12 protein-coding genes are annotated in these 15,917 nt (G+C 62.7%); 7 read left to right on the top strand and 5 right to left on the bottom strand.

Features of this window, described 5'->3' with window-relative positions; genetic code table 11:
- Positions 1-2: 2 nt before the first annotated feature.
- Genes ACJRPG_RS11150 through ACJRPG_RS11165 form a run of 4 tightly spaced genes read right to left on the bottom strand, consistent with a single transcriptional unit; the run spans position 3 to position 6,575 of the window.
- Positions 3-1,502 carry a glycoside hydrolase family 28 protein gene (locus tag ACJRPG_RS11150; RefSeq protein WP_408000153.1) on the bottom strand — a complete coding sequence of 500 codons (1,500 nt, stop codon included), beginning with the start codon at positions 1,500-1,502 and terminating at the stop codon, positions 3-5.
- 17 nt (positions 1,503-1,519) lie between these two features.
- Positions 1,520-3,139, bottom strand: coding sequence for a glycoside hydrolase family 43 protein (locus tag ACJRPG_RS11155; protein ID WP_408000154.1), 1,620 nt, complete (start codon positions 3,137-3,139; stop codon positions 1,520-1,522).
- A 12-nt stretch (positions 3,140-3,151) separates the two neighbouring features.
- Positions 3,152-4,444 (bottom strand): L-rhamnose catabolism isomerase, encoded by a 1,293-nt coding sequence (gene rhaI, locus ACJRPG_RS11160; protein WP_408000155.1) that lies wholly within the window; start codon positions 4,442-4,444, stop codon positions 3,152-3,154.
- Positions 4,445-4,475: 31 nt separating this feature from the next.
- The gene (locus ACJRPG_RS11165; protein WP_408000156.1) at positions 4,476-6,575 is read right to left on the bottom strand and encodes a bifunctional rhamnulose-1-phosphate aldolase/short-chain dehydrogenase; all 2,100 of its coding nucleotides are present in this window, start codon (positions 6,573-6,575) and stop codon (positions 4,476-4,478) included.
- A gap of 244 nt (positions 6,576-6,819) precedes the next feature.
- Here ACJRPG_RS11165 and ACJRPG_RS11170 point away from each other — a divergent pair, with 244 nt between their 5' ends.
- The 6 genes from ACJRPG_RS11170 to ACJRPG_RS11195 are packed head-to-tail and all read left to right on the top strand — an operon-like array spanning position 6,820 to position 13,612.
- On the top strand, positions 6,820-7,689 hold the full coding sequence (locus ACJRPG_RS11170) for a DeoR/GlpR family DNA-binding transcription regulator (RefSeq protein ID WP_408000157.1): 870 nt from the start codon (positions 6,820-6,822) through the stop codon (positions 7,687-7,689).
- The gene (rhaS, locus tag ACJRPG_RS11175; RefSeq protein ID WP_408000158.1) at positions 7,686-8,708 is read left to right on the top strand and encodes a rhamnose ABC transporter substrate-binding protein; all 1,023 of its coding nucleotides are present in this window, start codon (positions 7,686-7,688) and stop codon (positions 8,706-8,708) included. Before ACJRPG_RS11170 ends, rhaS begins: the two co-directional genes overlap by 4 nt.
- 14 nt (positions 8,709-8,722) lie before the next feature.
- Positions 8,723-10,258: a sugar ABC transporter ATP-binding protein gene (locus tag ACJRPG_RS11180; RefSeq protein WP_408000159.1), complete on the top strand. Its 1,536-nt coding sequence runs from the start codon at positions 8,723-8,725 to the stop codon at positions 10,256-10,258.
- A complete protein-coding gene (locus ACJRPG_RS11185; RefSeq protein WP_408000160.1) occupies positions 10,258-11,253 on the top strand; it encodes an ABC transporter permease in 996 nt (331 codons plus the stop codon). The genes ACJRPG_RS11180 and ACJRPG_RS11185 overlap by 1 nt, the downstream gene beginning before the upstream one ends.
- On the top strand, positions 11,250-12,260 hold the full coding sequence (locus ACJRPG_RS11190; protein ID WP_408000161.1) for an ABC transporter permease: 1,011 nt from the start codon (positions 11,250-11,252) through the stop codon (positions 12,258-12,260). The genes ACJRPG_RS11185 and ACJRPG_RS11190 overlap by 4 nt, the downstream gene beginning before the upstream one ends.
- Entirely contained in the window at positions 12,257-13,612 is a 1,356-nt protein-coding gene (locus ACJRPG_RS11195) for an FGGY-family carbohydrate kinase (RefSeq protein WP_408000162.1), read from the top strand. Before ACJRPG_RS11190 ends, ACJRPG_RS11195 begins: the two co-directional genes overlap by 4 nt.
- On the opposite strand, the gene ACJRPG_RS11200 is transcribed toward ACJRPG_RS11195, so the two are convergent.
- Positions 13,609-14,634, bottom strand: coding sequence for a collagen-binding domain-containing protein (locus ACJRPG_RS11200; RefSeq protein WP_408000163.1), 1,026 nt, complete (start codon positions 14,632-14,634; stop codon positions 13,609-13,611). The genes ACJRPG_RS11195 and ACJRPG_RS11200 overlap by 4 nt on opposite strands.
- Before the next feature lie 192 nt (positions 14,635-14,826).
- Between ACJRPG_RS11200 and ACJRPG_RS11205 the strand changes: the two genes are divergently transcribed.
- Complete coding sequence (locus ACJRPG_RS11205; protein ID WP_408000164.1) at positions 14,827-15,855, top strand: helix-turn-helix domain-containing protein; 1,029 nt, start codon at positions 14,827-14,829, stop codon at positions 15,853-15,855.
- The last annotated feature ends 62 nt before the right edge of the window (positions 15,856-15,917 follow it).

Here is a 15,917-nt window from a genome sequence, read left to right on the forward strand (position 1 = left end):
GATCAGGCCAGGCTGCAGGCGCCGGGCGCGATCAGTGCGGGGCGCGCATCCTTGCCGGCCACGGTGAAGCGCACGCGCTGCAGCGTAAGGTGGCGCACATTGCGCGCCCACAGGCCGTAGGCAGGCATCACAGTGGCGAACATATGCGGGTCCGGGTACAGGTCACGTCCATCGGGCACTTTGGCCGCTTCCAGCACCGGTTCGGTGGCAGGCATCATGGCCAGGTTCACGTCGCGCAGCAGGATATGCTCGATCGGCTTCCCGGGAATGGCGGTGAAGAAGGAACCGCGCATGCCGTTGTTCTCGCCGCTGATGCGGTCATAGACGATATGGCGAAGCGTGCCCGGGCCGGGACGCTTCTGCTCCGGCCTCACACGGCCACGATCGCTGAGGATCAGGAACAGCGGACTCTCGGCACGCACGATTTTCGCATCATGCACGAGAATGCGTTCCACGGTGCCGCCATCCACGGTTTCCCAGGAAATGCCGCCATCGGCCTTGCGCCGCTTGATGGAGCGCATCTGCTCCGACGGGCCGCCCAGCACCACATTCCGCACCAGCACGTTGCGCAGGTCTCCCTGCGAATCGGTGCCGAACTTGAGCGCATTGCAGCTGCTGTAAAACTCGCAGTTCTCGATCAGGATATTCTCGCCGTTTCGCTGGCTTGCACCCTTGAAGCACAGGCCATCATCCTCCGCATTGATGAACACATTGCGCACGATAACGCGGCGGCAGCCGTCGATATCGAGGCCGTCGTTGTTGTGGTTGGACTGGTTCTCAACGTGGATGCCGTCCACGATCAGGTCTTCGCAGTTCAGGTAGTTCTGCATCCAGCATGGCGAGTCCTGCATGCGCAGGTCGCGGATCACGACGTTCTTGCAGTCGAGCATGCGGATCAGGAAAGGCCGGCCCGGCGTAGCGCCGATGGTCTGCTCGCCCGGGAAGTTGGTTTTGGTGCCGCGGCCGTCGATCAGGCCTTTGCCGCACAGGCCCACGCGCTCGCAGCCCTGGGCGAAGATCAGCGACTGGTTCATGCCCATATTGCTGTCCTGGACCGTAAGCCTGTTCGCCTTGCGCTCAGGGTAGTCGTCCAGGTTGGTGCTGGCCACCAGGCGGCTGCCTTCCGCAATTTCGAGCATCACACCGGAACGCAGGTCGATGGTGCCGCTGATGTATTCGCCTTTCGCGAGGCGCACCGTACCGCCACCGGCGGCCGCACAGGCATCCACCGCGCGCTGGATGGCGGGTGTTGCGAGCGCGCCTTTTTCGAGGCCGTAGGATTCCGGTTCGAATACGCGTTCGGGCACCGGCCACGGACGCAGCGTCTGCGTGAGCTGCAGCGCCATCTTGTCCAGGTCGCGCCGCAATTGGTCGGCCCATTCCGGCGCCTTGCCGCACGGCGCAGCCATGGCTGCTGCCGGCAGCATGGCGCCGAGCACTCCACCTCCCAGGGCCAGGGCCAGCTTTCGGCGTTGAGGATTATGGGAAATCGTTGACACCATCAGCTGTCTCCTTACTGTTATCGGACTATATTTACCCTGAACCAGTCTACGTCGATGTAGTTGTGATGGATTTGGTTCAGGGGCTTGCTTGATTTGACTTCATCAATATCGGAACGGATGTAGGTGAATACCGCCGGGCGGCTTCCCTTCCACCACGAGAATTTCGCCAGCGGCGTGACAGGCCCGAAATCCCGGAAGGCGTCTTTCTCGCTCAGGGAATAGGAAAACTGCACGGTCTGGTCATTGCGCACATGCGCGCGCAGGATGATGGAAGCGCCGGCGATCCTCTCGCCGCGCGTTTCCTCACCCGCATTCGAATAGGTCAGGTAGTTCGCACCGCCCTCGCGCGCCACGCCGATCCATGGCACCTTCACGCCGAACAGGCTAAGACCCGCGCGCTGGCCATCCGCCATGCCGGCCAATTCGATGCGAGTGCTGATTTCGGCTGCAGGCCCTTCCAGAATCTGCGTCAGCGTATTCCTTGCGCCAACGAGATAGCGGGCCTTGTTCGCTTCGATGCGCATAAAGCCCGGACGCTGCGTGAGGCTCCAGCGGCCTGCATCCGGATTGTGGTTCCAGGACCATTGCAGGCCAAGCGCGCTGCCGGAAAACTCGTCCGAGTTCTGCAGCCGGTAATCCGGCGACCGCGCCGCTGTCTGCGGCACGGGGTGGTTCAGCACCGGCAGGCCCTGCTCGCCCATCACCGGCCAATCTTCCTTCCACGCCACCGGCTGCAGGTGGGTAATGCGGCCGAAGGCGCCCGTGCTGTTGAAATGGATGAACCAGCCCTGCCCCGACGGCGTTTCAACCCAGCCGCCCTGGTGCGGGCCATCGAGCCCGTTGCCCGGCATCAGCACGGAGCGGTATTCATACGGTCCCTGGATGGAACGCGAACGCATCACGGCTTGCGGGCCGGTGCTCACGCCGCCAATCGGGGCAAAGATGTAGTAGTAGCCATTGCGCTTATAGACTTTCGGTCCTTCCAGGATCGGCAGGTTGACCTTGTCTTCGATGATGGTCTTGCCTTCATCGAGCAGCGTCTTGCCGTCGGGGCTCATGGCGTGCAGGATGATCGGACCGGCGCCCACTTTCGAGTGCACCAGCCAGGCCTTGCCGTCGTCATCCCAGAACGGGCACGGATCCTCGTAGCCTGCGCCAGCCAGCACTGTCACCGGCTCCGTCCATGGGCCGGCCGGATTTTCGGCGGAGCTCATGAAGATGCCTTCGCCCGGCGTCGCCCAGTACACGTAGAAGCGCTTGTTGTGATACCGGATCGACGGCGCCCACACGCCGCCCGCATAGCGCATGCCCTCGCCCACCGGCTTCGACAGCGCATCCGTCAGCGTGTACGGCGGCACCATATTGTAGGAAGGATGGAAAGGCAGCCGGTTCAGCACATGGCCGATGATTTTCCAGTTCACCAGGTCTTTCGACTGCAGCACCGGCAATCCGGGCGAGAAGTGGAAGCTGGAAGCGACGAGGAAATAGTCTTCACCGACGCGGATGACGTCAGGATCGGAATAGTCGGCGTGGATAACCGGATTCGCGTAGTGCTGCACCGGCGCGGCTGCCGCGCCGGCCATGCAGAACATCGCCACGCAGAAGCCGCCGATCAGGGCAGGTACGGTGCGCGCCATGTGCCGGGCCGCTCAGACGATGCCGCTGCTGCTGGCGCCGGCCTTCGCAGGCCGCTTCTCCGCCGCTTGCGCGCGGTAGCCGCTGGCGCGGTAGCAGGCCACCGGATCGATGGCGCCTCCGGAACGCAGCCGCGCCATTGCCAGGATCGGGCTCACATCGGTGCGGTAGGCATGCTTCAGCGTCTGCGCCGACTGCAGCGCATCGTTATTCTGCTGGTGCTCACGCAATGCCGCGCGGTCTACGAGGTTCGCCTGCACGAAGGCGCGCTGCACTTCCGCTGCGCTGCTCATCAGGCTTTCGATGGGATCAGTGACGTTGTGCGACTGGTCCAGCATATAGGCAGGATTGAAGGCCGCGCCATCGCGTTCGGCGGCATCGGCCAGCTCATTGAACACGAGGAAGAGCTGGAAAGGATTGATGCTGCCCGAATCCAGGTCATCGTCCCCGTACTTGCTGTCGTTGAAGTGGAAGCCGCCCAGCTTGCCGAACTGCGCCAGCCGCGCCACGATCATCTCGATATTCGTGTTCGGCGCATGATGGCCGAGGTCGACCAGGCAGCGCGCCTTTTCGCCCAGCGCCTGCGCGCAGGCGAAGCTGGTGCCCCAGTCGGCAATGGTGGTGGCGTAGAACGCGGGTTCGAACAGCTTGTGTTCAATGAACATATGCCAGTCCGCAGGCAGCGCGGCGTAGATGGCACGCGCGCTGTCCAGGTAGCGCTCCAGCGCGCCGCGCAGGTTGTGCTGGCCGGGGAAGTTGGCGCCATCGCCCACCCACACCGTCAGCGCCTTCGAGCCCAGGGCGCGGCCGAGTTCGATGCAGGCGATATTGTGTTCCACCGCCTGCGCCCGCACCGCAGCATCGTTGGCGGTCAGGCTGCCGTATTTGTAGCTGTGCTGCTGGTTCGCCTGGTCTTGGAAGGTGTTCGAGTTCACGGCGTCGAAGTACAGGCCGTGGCTTTCGGCCTGCTGGCGCAGTGCCGCAGGATCGTTGGTGGCGTCCCAAGGGAAGTGCAGCGATACGCCCGGCGTGGCGCGCGTGAGCTGGTGAATGAGCGCGCAGTCCTCCAGCTTTTCAAACACGTTGCGCGGCTCGCCCTTGCCGGGGAAGCGCGCGAAACGGGTGCCGCCGGTGCCCACGCCCCAGCTGGGCAGTGCCACGGCAAAAGTCTGCGCCAGTGCGGTCAGGCGCTCGATGTCCTGTCCGCGGCGGCCCAGCATGCCGCCCAGCGCCTCGTAATCGGCCTCCAGGCCGGCGCGCAGCGCGGCGTTGTGCTCGGCCACGCGGCCGCTATCGATAATGCTCATCCTTGTCTCCGTTTTTTTGATCTGGACGTGCTCAGCGCGTAAATGCAGCGGCGTTGCCGGCATCCACGTTCAGGATATTGCCCGTGCTCTTGGCCGCCTTGTCGCTCGCCAGGAAGTACACCGCCTCCGCGATATCTTCCGGCAGCACGCTCAGTTTCAGCATGCTGCGCTCACGGTAGAAATCTTCCACGTCGTCCAGGTCAATTTTATTCGACTGCGCGCGCTCCTGTTTCCATTTGCCGTCCCAGATGCGCGAGCCACGGATCACGGCGTCCGGATTGACGACATTGACACGGATGCGGTGCGGCGCGCCTTCCAGCGCAATGCAGCGCGCCAGGTGGATTTCCGCCGCTTTGGCGGTGCAGTAGGCAGCCGCGCCGGCCGATGCCACCAGGCCGTTCTTGGAGGCGACGAATACCATGCTGCCGCCCAGTTCCTGCTGCTTCATCAGGCGGAAGGCCGCGCGGCTGGCCAGGAAGTAGCCGGTGGAGAGGATGTTCTGGTTGCGTTCCCACATGGCCAGCGAGGTCTGGTCCAGCGGCGCGGAGGATGCGATGCCCGCATTCGATACCAGCAGGTCGATGCCGCCGAACTGCAGCGCGGTCGCCTGCAGCACCTTTTCCACGTCGTCTTCGCTGGTAATGTCGGCAACCACGCTGCCCACACTGTCCTTGCCGGAGCGCTTCACCAGGTCGTTGTGCGCCTGCGCCAGCACTTCGCCGTCGATATCGGTCAGCATCACGCAAGCGCCTTCCTGCAGCAGCTGGCGCGCTACCGCCTGGCCGATGGCGCCTGCGCCGCCAGTCACCAGTGCAATGCGGCCCGCCAGGCTTTTGGGCTTGGGCATGCGCTGCAGCTTCGCTTCTTCCAGCAGCCAGTATTCGATGTCGAAGGCTTCCTGTTCCGGCAGGCCCACGTAGGTGCCGACGCCGTTCGCGCCGCGCATCACGTTGATGGCGTTTACGTAGAACTCGCCCGCGATGCGCGCAGTAGCCTTATCCTTCGCGAAGGACAGCATGCCCACGCCGGGAATCAGGTAAATGATCGGATTCGCGTCGCGCACGGCAGGGCTGTTGTCATGCTTGCAGCGCTCGTAGTAGGCAATGTAGTCGGCGCGGTAGTCGGCCAGGCCCTGGTCGAGGCCAGCCACGATCTTGTCGAAATCCGGATTCAGCGGATCGAAATCGATGACGAAGGGACGGATTTTCGTGCGCAGGAAGTGATCGGGGCAGGAAGTGCCCAGCGCCGCCAGCGGCTTCAGGTCGCGGCTGCAGACGAATTCCAGCACGGCGGCGCTGTCATCGAAGTGGCCCAGTTTGTATTCGTCCTGGCTGATCTTGCCGCGCAGGAGGGGCATCAGGCGAGTGGCCAGCGCGCGGCGCTGTTCGGCAGGCAGGGCCTGCACCGCCGCGCCGCCAAAGGAAGGCTGCTTCACATTCGCGGCCAGCCACTCCTCCGCGCGGCGAATCACCGCCAGCGTGGTTTCGTAGCAGGATTTGGAGGTATCGCCCCAGGTGAACAGGCCGTGGCCTTCCAGGATCAGCCCTTTCAGGTGCGGCTGCGCTTTCGACAGCGCTTCGAGCTTCAGGCCCAGGTCATAGCCGGGACGCTGCCATGGCAGCCAACCCAGTTCGCCTTCGAAGATTTTCTGGGTCAGCGCTTCACTGCCCGCGCAGGCTGCAATCGCAATCACCGCGTCCGGATGCATGTGATCGACATGCTTGCGGTCGATATAAGCGTGTAACGGTGTGTCGATACTGGCTGCGCGCGGGTTCAGGTTGAAGGTGCAGTGTGGCAGGTAAGCCACCATTTCGTCTTCATGCGCCAGGCCGCGATAGCGTCCCTTCAGGGCCTGCAGCTTGTCCATGTACAGGGTGGAGAACCCATCCAGCTTGATGCTGCCCAGGTCCCCGCCGGAGCCCTTCACCCAAAGCACTTCCACATCCGCGCCGCTCAGGGGATCGGCCATCGTCACCTTGGCCGAGGTATTCCCGCCGCCGAAGTTCGTAATGCGCAGGTCGGACCCGAGCAGGTTTGAGCGGTACAAGAGCAGCTCCGGCTCGCTCATGGTTGCGGCGAGCTTATCGTCCCAGAGGGAAGTGATCGGCGCCTGCTGCTCGGCTTCATTCATTTTTGGGTCTCCGTCATTGTTGAAAAATGCTGGCACCCAGTAGAAATCAGGGGCCATGCAGTGTCAATGCAGAAGCAATCAACCTATTGAGCAAGACGTAAATAATCAAGACGATGATTGAACTGATCGCGCGGCCGGGACAAAACAATCAAATCTTTGATCGAAGACTGATTGACGGCGGATTTTTATGTGCGTAGTCTCTACCGTTAATAAAGTGACACAGTCACGATAAAAAGGAGACAACATGGTGAACCACAAGCGCCGTAAACGTTTGTTGAAGCTGTTGGCTGAGCACAGTGCCGCTACCGTGCCCCAGCTGGTTGAATGGCTCAGCGTCTCGCCCGCCACTGTGCGGCGCGATATCAGCTGGCTGGCCGCCCGCGGCCTGCTGTCCCGCACCCGCGGCGGCGCCAGTAATGTTGAGCAGAAGCGGCGCGAATTCACGCTCACCAGCGAAACATTCCAGAACAATATCCAGTGCCATGCGGAGCGCAAACGCGCCATCGCCCGCTATGCGGCGGGCATGTGCAGCGAGGGTGAAACCATCATCATCAACGGGGGCACCACCACCTACATGATGGCCGAATTCCTCATGGATCGGCACCTGAAAATCCTCACCAACTCCTTCCTGATGGCGGAACGGCTGCTGGTATCGAGCGAAAACGAGATCATTCTGCCGGGTGGTAAGGTCTACCGCGAGCAGAACGTGATCCTGAGCCCCTTCGACAACGACATCACCCAGCACCATTACGCCGGCAAGATGTTCATGAGCGTGTACGGTTTGTCGCTGCTGGGCCTGATGGAAGCCGATCCGCTGCTGATCCAGGCCGAGAAACGCCTGATCAGCCAGGCCGAGGAACTGATTGTGCTGGCCGACAGCTCCAAGTTCGCCAAGCGTGCAGGCCTGATCCTGTGTGGCCTGAACCGCGTTTCGACCGTCATCACCGACACCGATGCTTCGGATTCGGCCGTGCAGCTGCTGGAGCAGTCCGGCGTGCGCGTGGTGACGGTGGCGCCGGAAGCCCTGCCGCAGCCGGTCCTCACGCCCGCTGCATTCAATCCGGCCTTCGATTATCCGGCCGCCGGCCTGTTCCAGGCGGAGGTTGCACATTGAAGCTCAAGCAAATTCTGTCGGCGGCATTGGCCGCCACGGTGCTGGTGACGATGGCGGGCTGCGGCGAGAAGAAAGCCGCAGCGCCGGAAGCGCAGAAGATCCGCATTGCGATGGTGGTGAAGAACCTGGGCAACGGCTTCTTCGACGCCGCGCACCGCGGCGCTCAGGAAGCAGCGAAGGAACTGAAGAACGTTGAGATCATCTATACCGGTCCCACCACGCCAAGTGCCGAAGGCCAGATTGAAATCATCAATTCCCTGATCAGCCAGAAGGTGGACGCAATCGTTATCTCCGCCAACGATCCGAACGCGCTGGTGCCGATCACCAAACGCGCCATGGCGCGCGGCATCAAGGTGCTGTCCTTCGACAGCGGCATTGCGCAGGAAGGACGGCTGATGCAGCTGCATCCGTCGAATGCGCAGCTCATCGGCCTGAAGCAGATCCGCATGGCGTCGGACGCGATTGGCGGCGAGGGAGAAATCGCCATCCTGTCGGCTTCCGCGCAGGCCACCAACCAGAATATCTGGATCGGCGTGATGAAGGACGTGCTCAAGCAGCCGGAATTCAGCAAGATGAAACTCGTGGCTACCGTGTACGGCGACGACCAGGCCGACAAGAGCTACCGCGAAGCGATCGGCCTCCTGCGCAGCAACCCGAAACTGAAGGCCATCATTGCCCCAACCATCGTCGGCATCAATGCTGCAAGCCGCGCGGTGCAGGATGAGGGCCTGGTGGGCAAGGTGTTCGTCACCGGCCTTGGCCTGCCATCCGAAATGGCGGGGCATGTGCACAGCGGCACCGTGCTCGAATTCGCAATCTGGAATCCTATCGACCTTGGCTATGCAGCCACATACGCGGCCTACGGCTTCGTCACAGGCCAGCCAACGGCGAAGGCAGGCGGTAGCGTGTCGGCAGGCCGCATGGGCAGCATTGCCATCGATGAGAAAGGCGAAGCCGCAATGGCGCCGCCCTTCACCTACAACAAGGGGAACGTGGACCAGTTCTCCAAAATCTTCTGAAGCCTTAGCCTTTTATGCATCAGTTGGATCAGGAATCGGGCACGGCACCGCTGCTGGCGCTCTCCGGTGTCAGCAAGCGCTTTGCCGGCATTGCGGCGCTGAACAAGGTGAGCTTGTCGGTACGCGGCGGCGAAGTCATGGCGCTGATCGGCGAGAACGGCGCGGGCAAGTCCACGCTGGTGAAAATCCTCACCGGCATCTATCAGCCCGATGAAGGGAGCATTACGCTCGGCGGTGTAAAGCAAGGCTTTGGCAGCGCGCAGGATGCGATGCGCGCCGGGATCACCGCCGTGCATCAGGAAACGGTGATGTTCGATGAGCTCACCGTGGCCGAAAACATCTACATCGGCCGCCAGCCCTGCACCGGCCGCACTGGCCGCATCGACTGGGCGCGCATGGAAACCGAAGCCGAGCAGTTGTTCGCGCGGCTGGATGTAGCAATGCCGGTGCGCACACGCGTAAAAGACCTGAGCGTGGCGCAGCGCCACTTCGTGGAGATCGCGCGCGCCCTGTCGCAGGATGCGCGGGTGGTGATCCTGGATGAACCCACGGCCTCGCTGTCGCAGCGCGAAATCCAGGAGCTGTACCGCATCATCGGCCAGTTACGCGCAGCCGGCACGGCGGTTATCTTCATTTCGCACAAGTTCGATGAGATCTTTACGGTCGCCGATCGCTATACGGTGCTGCGCGACGGCCAGTTCGTTGCGGACGGCGCACTGGCCGATATCACGGAACCGGAACTGGTCGCGCTGATGGTGGGCCGCACCGTGCAGCAGGCCTACCCGAAGGCCGACGTCACGCCCGGCGCCGTGGTGATGGACGTGCGCGGCCTAAGCCACCCGACGGAATTTGAAGACGTGAGCTTCACGTTGCGGCGCGGCGAAATCCTCGGCTTCTACGGTCTGGTTGGCGCTGGCCGCTCGGAAGTCATGCAGGCGCTGTTCGGCCTGAGCGCAGGCGTGCGCGGCGCCGTCACGCTCGACGGAGAGGCATTTGCCATCGGCGATACGGCGGAAGCCATCGCACGCGGGCTCGCCTACGTTCCGGAAGACCGCCAGCACCAGGGCGCTCACCTCACGCTGCCCATCCTGCACAACATCACGCTGCCCATCCTCTCCAAAGTCGGCTTTTTCCTGCGCGGACGCCGCACGCAGGAGAATTCGGTCGCACGGCACTATGCGGAACAACTGGAACTGAAGGCTGCGCATCTTACGCAGCATGTGTCCGCGCTCTCCGGCGGCAACCAGCAGAAGGTAGTGCTGGGTAAATGGCTGGCCACCCAGCCCAAGGTACTGATTCTTGACGAGCCCACCAAGGGTATCGATATTGGCTCCAAGGCCGCGGTGCACCGCTTCGTCGGCGGGCTGGTGGCGCAAGGCCTTTCGGTCATCCTCGTATCCTCGGAACTGCCGGAGGTGATGGGGCTTGCCGACCGTATCGTCGTGATGCACCAGGGCAGGATCGAACAGATCTTCGATCGCGATGGCGCCACGCCCGAGCAGCTGGTTGCCGCAGCTTCCGGCTGCGTGCTGGCGCCGGAGGAATGCTGATGCGCTCCCTGCTCAAACAACGCGAGCCACAACTGGCGCTGTGCATCGTTGCGCTGATCCTGCTGGTCGGGCTGCGCGCACCGGTCTTCCTGACTGGCGCGAGCCTGTCCAACCTGCTCACGGACAGCACACTGCTGATCATGCTGGCACTGGCGCAGATGATCGTGATCCTCACGCGCGGCATCGACCTCTCGATGGCATCCAATCTTGCGCTATCCGGCATGGTGTCGGCGCTGCTGGCATCGCGCTTTCCCGAGTTGCCGCTGCCGCTGGTGATGCTCGCGGCGCTGGCCGTGGGCCTGCTGCTTGGCCTGCTCAACGGCTATCTGATCGGCTACCTCGAACTGCCGCCGATTGTGGTCACACTCGGCACCATGAGCGTTTATCGCGGCATGGTGTTCGTTCTCTCCAACGGCGCCTGGGTGTCTTCGCACCAGTTCCCGCCGGACTACCTCGCCTTTCCGCTCACACGGCTGCTGGGCGTTACGCACCTGGTATGGATTACCGCCGCCGTCGTGCTGGCGGCGTGGTTCCTCACGCGCCACAGCCGCTTTGGCCGCGATCTCTACGCCATCGGCAACGAGCCCGCGTCCGCCCGCTACGTCGGCATCCCGATTGCCAAACGCCTGCTGTGGACCTACGGCCTGGCCGGTGCAATGGCGGGCTTCTGCGGCTACCTGTGGGTGGCGCGCTACGCAGTCGCCTACACGGAGCTGGCCTATGGCTTCGAATTCACAGTGATTGCAGCCTGCGTTATCGGCGGCATCAGTATTGCAGGCGGCTGCGGCAGCGTGGCGGGCGCCGTGCTGGGCGGCCTGTTCCTCGCAGTGATTGGCAACGCGCTGCCGGTGGTCAAAGTATCGCCCTTCTGGCAAAGCGCACTGACCGGCTGCGTAATCCTGACCGCGGTACTGATCAACGCACGCCACGGCAAACAAGGCGGCCGGCAGATTTTGCCGCGCAAGCTCACTACAGAATCGCAAGGCGCAGCATGAATTCGAGTACCCCCCTGCCACCAGGCTCCCGCTACCTGATCTCCGACCGTCCGGGCTTCCGCCTGCGCGGCGTAGTCGAGAAATGGGAAAGTCTGCTGGTACTGCTGCTTGCCGCGATGTTCATTGCGGGCGGCATGCTGCTGCCCAACTTCCTGGACCTGCACAATCTCAGCGACAGCACCTTCAACTTCAGCGAGAAGGCGCTGATCGCGCTGCCCATGGCCTTGCTGATCATCTGCCGCGAGATCGACATCTCGGTGTCCGGCATCCTGGCCCTGTCGTCGGTGGCAATGGGACTGGCGAAGAGCTATGGGGTGCCGGCTGAAGCGCTGCTGTTCGTCGCACTGGCCACCGGCACCGCCTGCGGCTGGCTCAATGGCTTCATGGTCACGCGCTTCGGCCTGCCCTCCATCGTTGTCACCATCGGCACAGTGTCCCTGTTCCGCGGCCTTGCCAGCGTGGTGCTGGGCGACCAGGCATTCACCGGCTATCCGTCGCTGATGACGGAATGGGGACAAGGCTATGTTTTCGGCATTGTTCCGCGCTCCTTCGTGCTGCTGCTCGCCTTCGCCGCCCTCTTTTCCATCGTGCTGCACGCCACGAGCTGGGGCCGGCGCATCTACGCCATCGGCAACAACCCGGTGGCGGCGCGTTTTTCCGGCATCCGTGTGGACCGCTACCGCTTGGCGCTGTTCATGCTCACCGGCGCCATGGCTGGCCTGGCGGGCTACCTGCTCACCGGCCGTATCGACAGCACCCGTCCGAATATCGCAATGGGCTGGGAGCTCGAAATCATCACCATGGTGATTCTGGGCGGCGTGAGCATCGCGGGCGGCGCGGGCACAATCGGCGGTGTGATGCTGGCGGTGCTGGTACTCGGCATGGTGACGTATGGGCTCTCGCTTGCCAACGTGCCGGGCATCTACATGACCATCGTGATCGGTGTTCTGCTGCTCGCAACCATTGCCATTCCACGCCTTTTGCGCGGTAAAAAGACGGCCAAATGAGCGCGACCATCGTTCTCGATATCGGCAAGACCAACGTCAAACTGGTGCTGCTGAACGAAGAAGGCTCCACGCTCGCCGAGCGCCGCAGTCCGAACACAATCGTCAACGACGGCCCTTATCCGCACCACGACACGGAACGCATCTGGCAATGGCTGCTTGCCGGGCTGCGCGAGTTCGCACAACTTGCACAGGTAGGCGCCATTGTGCCGGTAACGCACGGCGCAACCGCTGCGCTGGTCGATGATGAAGGCCTGGTGCTACCCGTGCAGGACTACGAATTCGAGTTTGCACTGCCCGGCTACGAGGCCACGCGGCCTGCATACGAAACGACCCGTTCGCCCCGGCTCCCTGCTGGCCTGAACCTCGGCAGGCAGCTGGCGTGGCAGGCGCAAACCTTTCCCGAACAGTTCCGCAAGGTGCGCCACATCCTCATGTATCCGCAGTACTGGGCGTGGCGGCTATGCGGCATGGCTGCCAGTGAAGTCACTTCGCTCGGCTGCCACACGGATCTCTGGCAACCGGCGAGCCAACGCTTTTCCTCGCTGGTAGATGTGATGGAATGGCGCAGCGCTTTCCCGCCGCTGCAGCCGGCATGGACACCGCTCGGCGCGCTGCGCCCCGCCCTCGCAGCCGAAACCGGCCTGCCTGCGGACTGCCAGGTACTGTGCGGCATCCACGATAGCAATGCATCGCTGCTGCGCCATCTTGACGGTGAGATGCCCCCGGCAGTGCTCTCCACCGGCACCTGGGTCATCGCGGCGGCGCCAGGTGTGGCGCTGGACCGCCTACGCGAGAATGCCGACATGCTCGCCAACAGCAGCGCCACCGGCCAGCCGGTCGCCTGCATGCGTTTCATGGGCGGGCGCGAGTTCGCCGCACTGGCCGGATCCGGTGCCGAAACCTGCAGCATCGACGACCTTGAGGCGCTGATAGCGCAGCAAACACTCGCCCTGCCCAGCTTCGCCGCGAGCGGCGGCCCCTTTGCCGGCCGGGCTGGCGCCGTTCGTGGCCCCGCCCCCAGTACCAGCGCGCAGCGCTATGCGCTCGCCACCTTGTATTGCGCCCTGGTGAGCGACTATTGCCTGAACGCTCTCGGGGTAAGGGATGATGGCGCATCTGTCGTGGTTGAGGGCAGCTTCACCGGCAATCCCCTGTTCGCGCCTTTACTGGCAGCGCTGCGCCCACACCAGCAGATCAGCATCAGCGCGGATGACAGCAGCGGCACAACCTGCGGAGGCTGGATGCTGCACCACTGGGGCAGCGCCCCAAATAAAAGCGGCGCCATTGCGGCGCCGCTGGATATTCGCGGTTTACGAGCCTACCGCGATGACTGGCTGAAAGCCGTCGCTTAAGCCGGGCGGCGGCGTGCGAACACGCCAACCAGCGCCAGCCCTGCCAGCAGCATGCCGTAGGTCTCAGGTTCCGGCACGGGAATCACACCATCGAATGGCTGCAGGTGAATTTCGCCACGCTGCACCAGATCCTCGACGAATACGCCGCCTTCGATGTTGTTCCAGTTGGTCAGCGTGGCGCCCAGCGCAAGAATGGAGCCGCCGAACTGGTTGTTGATATTCAGCGTGCTCGCATTGTAGAAGTTCCAGATCGTCTTGCCGCCGATGGCCTGCGCCGAGCCGCCGAGGAAGTTGGCTGCAATCGACGCGCTGCTCACGTCCGTATTGAACACCATGGTGTTCGCGCCGTTCAGGTTGAACTCGAACTCGCCTTTCGCGAACACCGTTTCATCGATGGCGCTGAGGTCGAACACTGCGACACCATCCACACCCGCCACGGCATTGAAGGTAACTTTGTTGCCGTTGATGCTCACGCTGCCGCCGGTATCGCCCACCGTCTTCAGCGACTGCGACAGGCCACCCAGCACGTTCGCAAAGTTGGTGGACGACGCGGCGTCCGCCATGGCCTGCATGTCGCCCGTCAGGCTGTAGACACGGCCGCCGCCATTGAAATTGTTGAACGCTTCCGACCCCGCCACGTAGGCTGCGGGACCATTGAAGTTATTGGAAGACGCGCTCCCCATTACCACCGTGCTGCCCGAATTGACGATGGAATTGGACAGGGAACCGGACAGGTAGGCGCCCATTCCGTTCACGTGCACATTGGACGCCGTAGCCGCCGTGAGCCCCGCATAGGCGGAAGCCGGCGCATCTGCCGGATGCTGGCCATAATCGCCGCCGAACACGGCGCCGCCCGCCCAGGTGCGGCCATCGACATGCGAATTCGAATTGATGGTGTTCAGAGCAACCACATTCAGCTGATTGAGCGCTTGCGCTGCGGTCAGCGAATCGGCCGCAAAACCAGGTAAGGCGACGGCGGTACCCAGCGCAAGCGTGAGCAGCCGTAGAGTGCGTAGCGACATGTATTTCCCCTGCAAGAAGTGTGTTATCCGGCGCTGCCTTGAGGCAGCGGGGCCAATGCCCTTGCAGACATCCCGATATTGTCTTATTTTTAATTGAATTATGATTATTGCACGAATTATACTTGCACCAGATATATTTTTTCTATCGAATCGATGAGCTGGAAATGGCCGGAATATGTCTATACTTCAGCAATGATCGCCCGCCAAATCCTGTTCCTGTTCAGCGCCCTTGGCGCCATCAACGGCATCTTCCTGGCTGTCTATTTTTTCAGCAGGCGGCCGCGCCGCGTGGCGGACTGCGTGCTGGGTGCATTGCTGCTGGCGGTCGGTATCCGCACCGCCAAATCCACCTTCCTGTTTTTCAACCCGGGGATTGCACTGGAATTCCGCCAGCTTGGCCTGTCGGCCTGCCTCTTGATCGGCCCGCTTACCTGGCTCTACGTTCGCTACTATCTGGATGAGCTCAGCCACCGGCCTCCGGGCCCGCAATGGCGCTGGCACCTGGGCCTGTCGTTCCTGATCATTGCTGCCGGCATCGCTTTCCCCTATGCGGCCTACCGCCATATCTGGGACTATTCAAGCTATGGCATTCACGCATTCTGGCTGTGCTACCTGCTCGCGGGCGGAGCGGCGCTCTGGCAGGCGCGCGCAACCCTGTTTGGACCTGGGCGCCGCCTGTCGGCCAGTACGCTGCTCCTGCTGAGCGTGTACTTCGGCAGTTGCCTCATCCTGCTGGCCTACGCAACCACGCCGTTCACCTCTTATATAGTCGGCGCGCTGTCGCTTACCTTCTCGATTCACGTGACCGTGCTCGTTTTCCTGCTGCGGCGTGAGCCATCCGAAGCGAAGGAAAAATACCGGAACAACAAGCTCAGTCAGGAAGAAGCGCAGGCCGTACTGGCCACCCTCGAACAGCTCATGAGCTCGCAGAAACTGCACCTGAACCCGAACCTGACGTTAGCCCAGCTCGCCAAACGGGCCGGATGCACGCAGGCTGCCGTGTCGCAAGTCCTGAACGACAAGCTGGACAAGAGCTTCAATGCCTACGTAAACGAATACCGCATCGCCGAAGCCAAGAAGCTGCTGGCCGACGAGCCGCAGCTGAACCTGGAAGCCGTGGCCGAGCGCTGCGGTTTCAACTCCAACTCCACCTTCTTTGCCGCCTTCAAAAAGGTCGCCGGGCAGACGCCCGCCAGCTTCCGCGCCGGTTTCGCGGCCTGAACCCCCTCCGGAATCGCGATTCCGGAGCCTGAGGCGGCTCTCCAGCCGCCGTCCCCGATAGA

The organism is Pseudoduganella rhizocola (assembly GCF_045984285.3).
Lineage (GTDB): Bacteria > Pseudomonadota > Gammaproteobacteria > Burkholderiales > Burkholderiaceae_D > Rugamonas.

Excerpts from the sequence above, each read along its gene's own strand:
- ACJRPG_RS11150 (WP_408000153.1), bottom strand. The coding sequence starts at position 1,502 with ATGGTGTCAACGATTTCCCATAATCCTCAACGCCGAAAGCTGGCCCTG.
- ACJRPG_RS11155 (WP_408000154.1), bottom strand. The coding sequence starts at position 3,139 with ATGGCGCGCACCGTACCTGCCCTGATCGGCGGCTTCTGCGTGGCGATG.
- rhaI (WP_408000155.1), bottom strand. The coding sequence starts at position 4,444 with ATGAGCATTATCGATAGCGGCCGCGTGGCCGAGCACAACGCCGCGCTG.
- ACJRPG_RS11165 (WP_408000156.1), bottom strand. The coding sequence starts at position 6,575 with ATGAATGAAGCCGAGCAGCAGGCGCCGATCACTTCCCTCTGGGACGAT.
- ACJRPG_RS11170 (WP_408000157.1), top strand. The coding sequence starts at position 6,820 with ATGGTGAACCACAAGCGCCGTAAACGTTTGTTGAAGCTGTTGGCTGAG.
- ACJRPG_RS11180 (WP_408000159.1), top strand. The coding sequence starts at position 8,723 with ATGCATCAGTTGGATCAGGAATCGGGCACGGCACCGCTGCTGGCGCTC.
- ACJRPG_RS11185 (WP_408000160.1), top strand. The coding sequence starts at position 10,258 with ATGCGCTCCCTGCTCAAACAACGCGAGCCACAACTGGCGCTGTGCATC.
- ACJRPG_RS11190 (WP_408000161.1), top strand. The coding sequence starts at position 11,250 with ATGAATTCGAGTACCCCCCTGCCACCAGGCTCCCGCTACCTGATCTCC.
- ACJRPG_RS11195 (WP_408000162.1), top strand. The coding sequence starts at position 12,257 with ATGAGCGCGACCATCGTTCTCGATATCGGCAAGACCAACGTCAAACTG.
- ACJRPG_RS11200 (WP_408000163.1), bottom strand. The coding sequence starts at position 14,634 with ATGTCGCTACGCACTCTACGGCTGCTCACGCTTGCGCTGGGTACCGCC.
- ACJRPG_RS11205 (WP_408000164.1), top strand. The coding sequence starts at position 14,827 with ATGATCGCCCGCCAAATCCTGTTCCTGTTCAGCGCCCTTGGCGCCATC.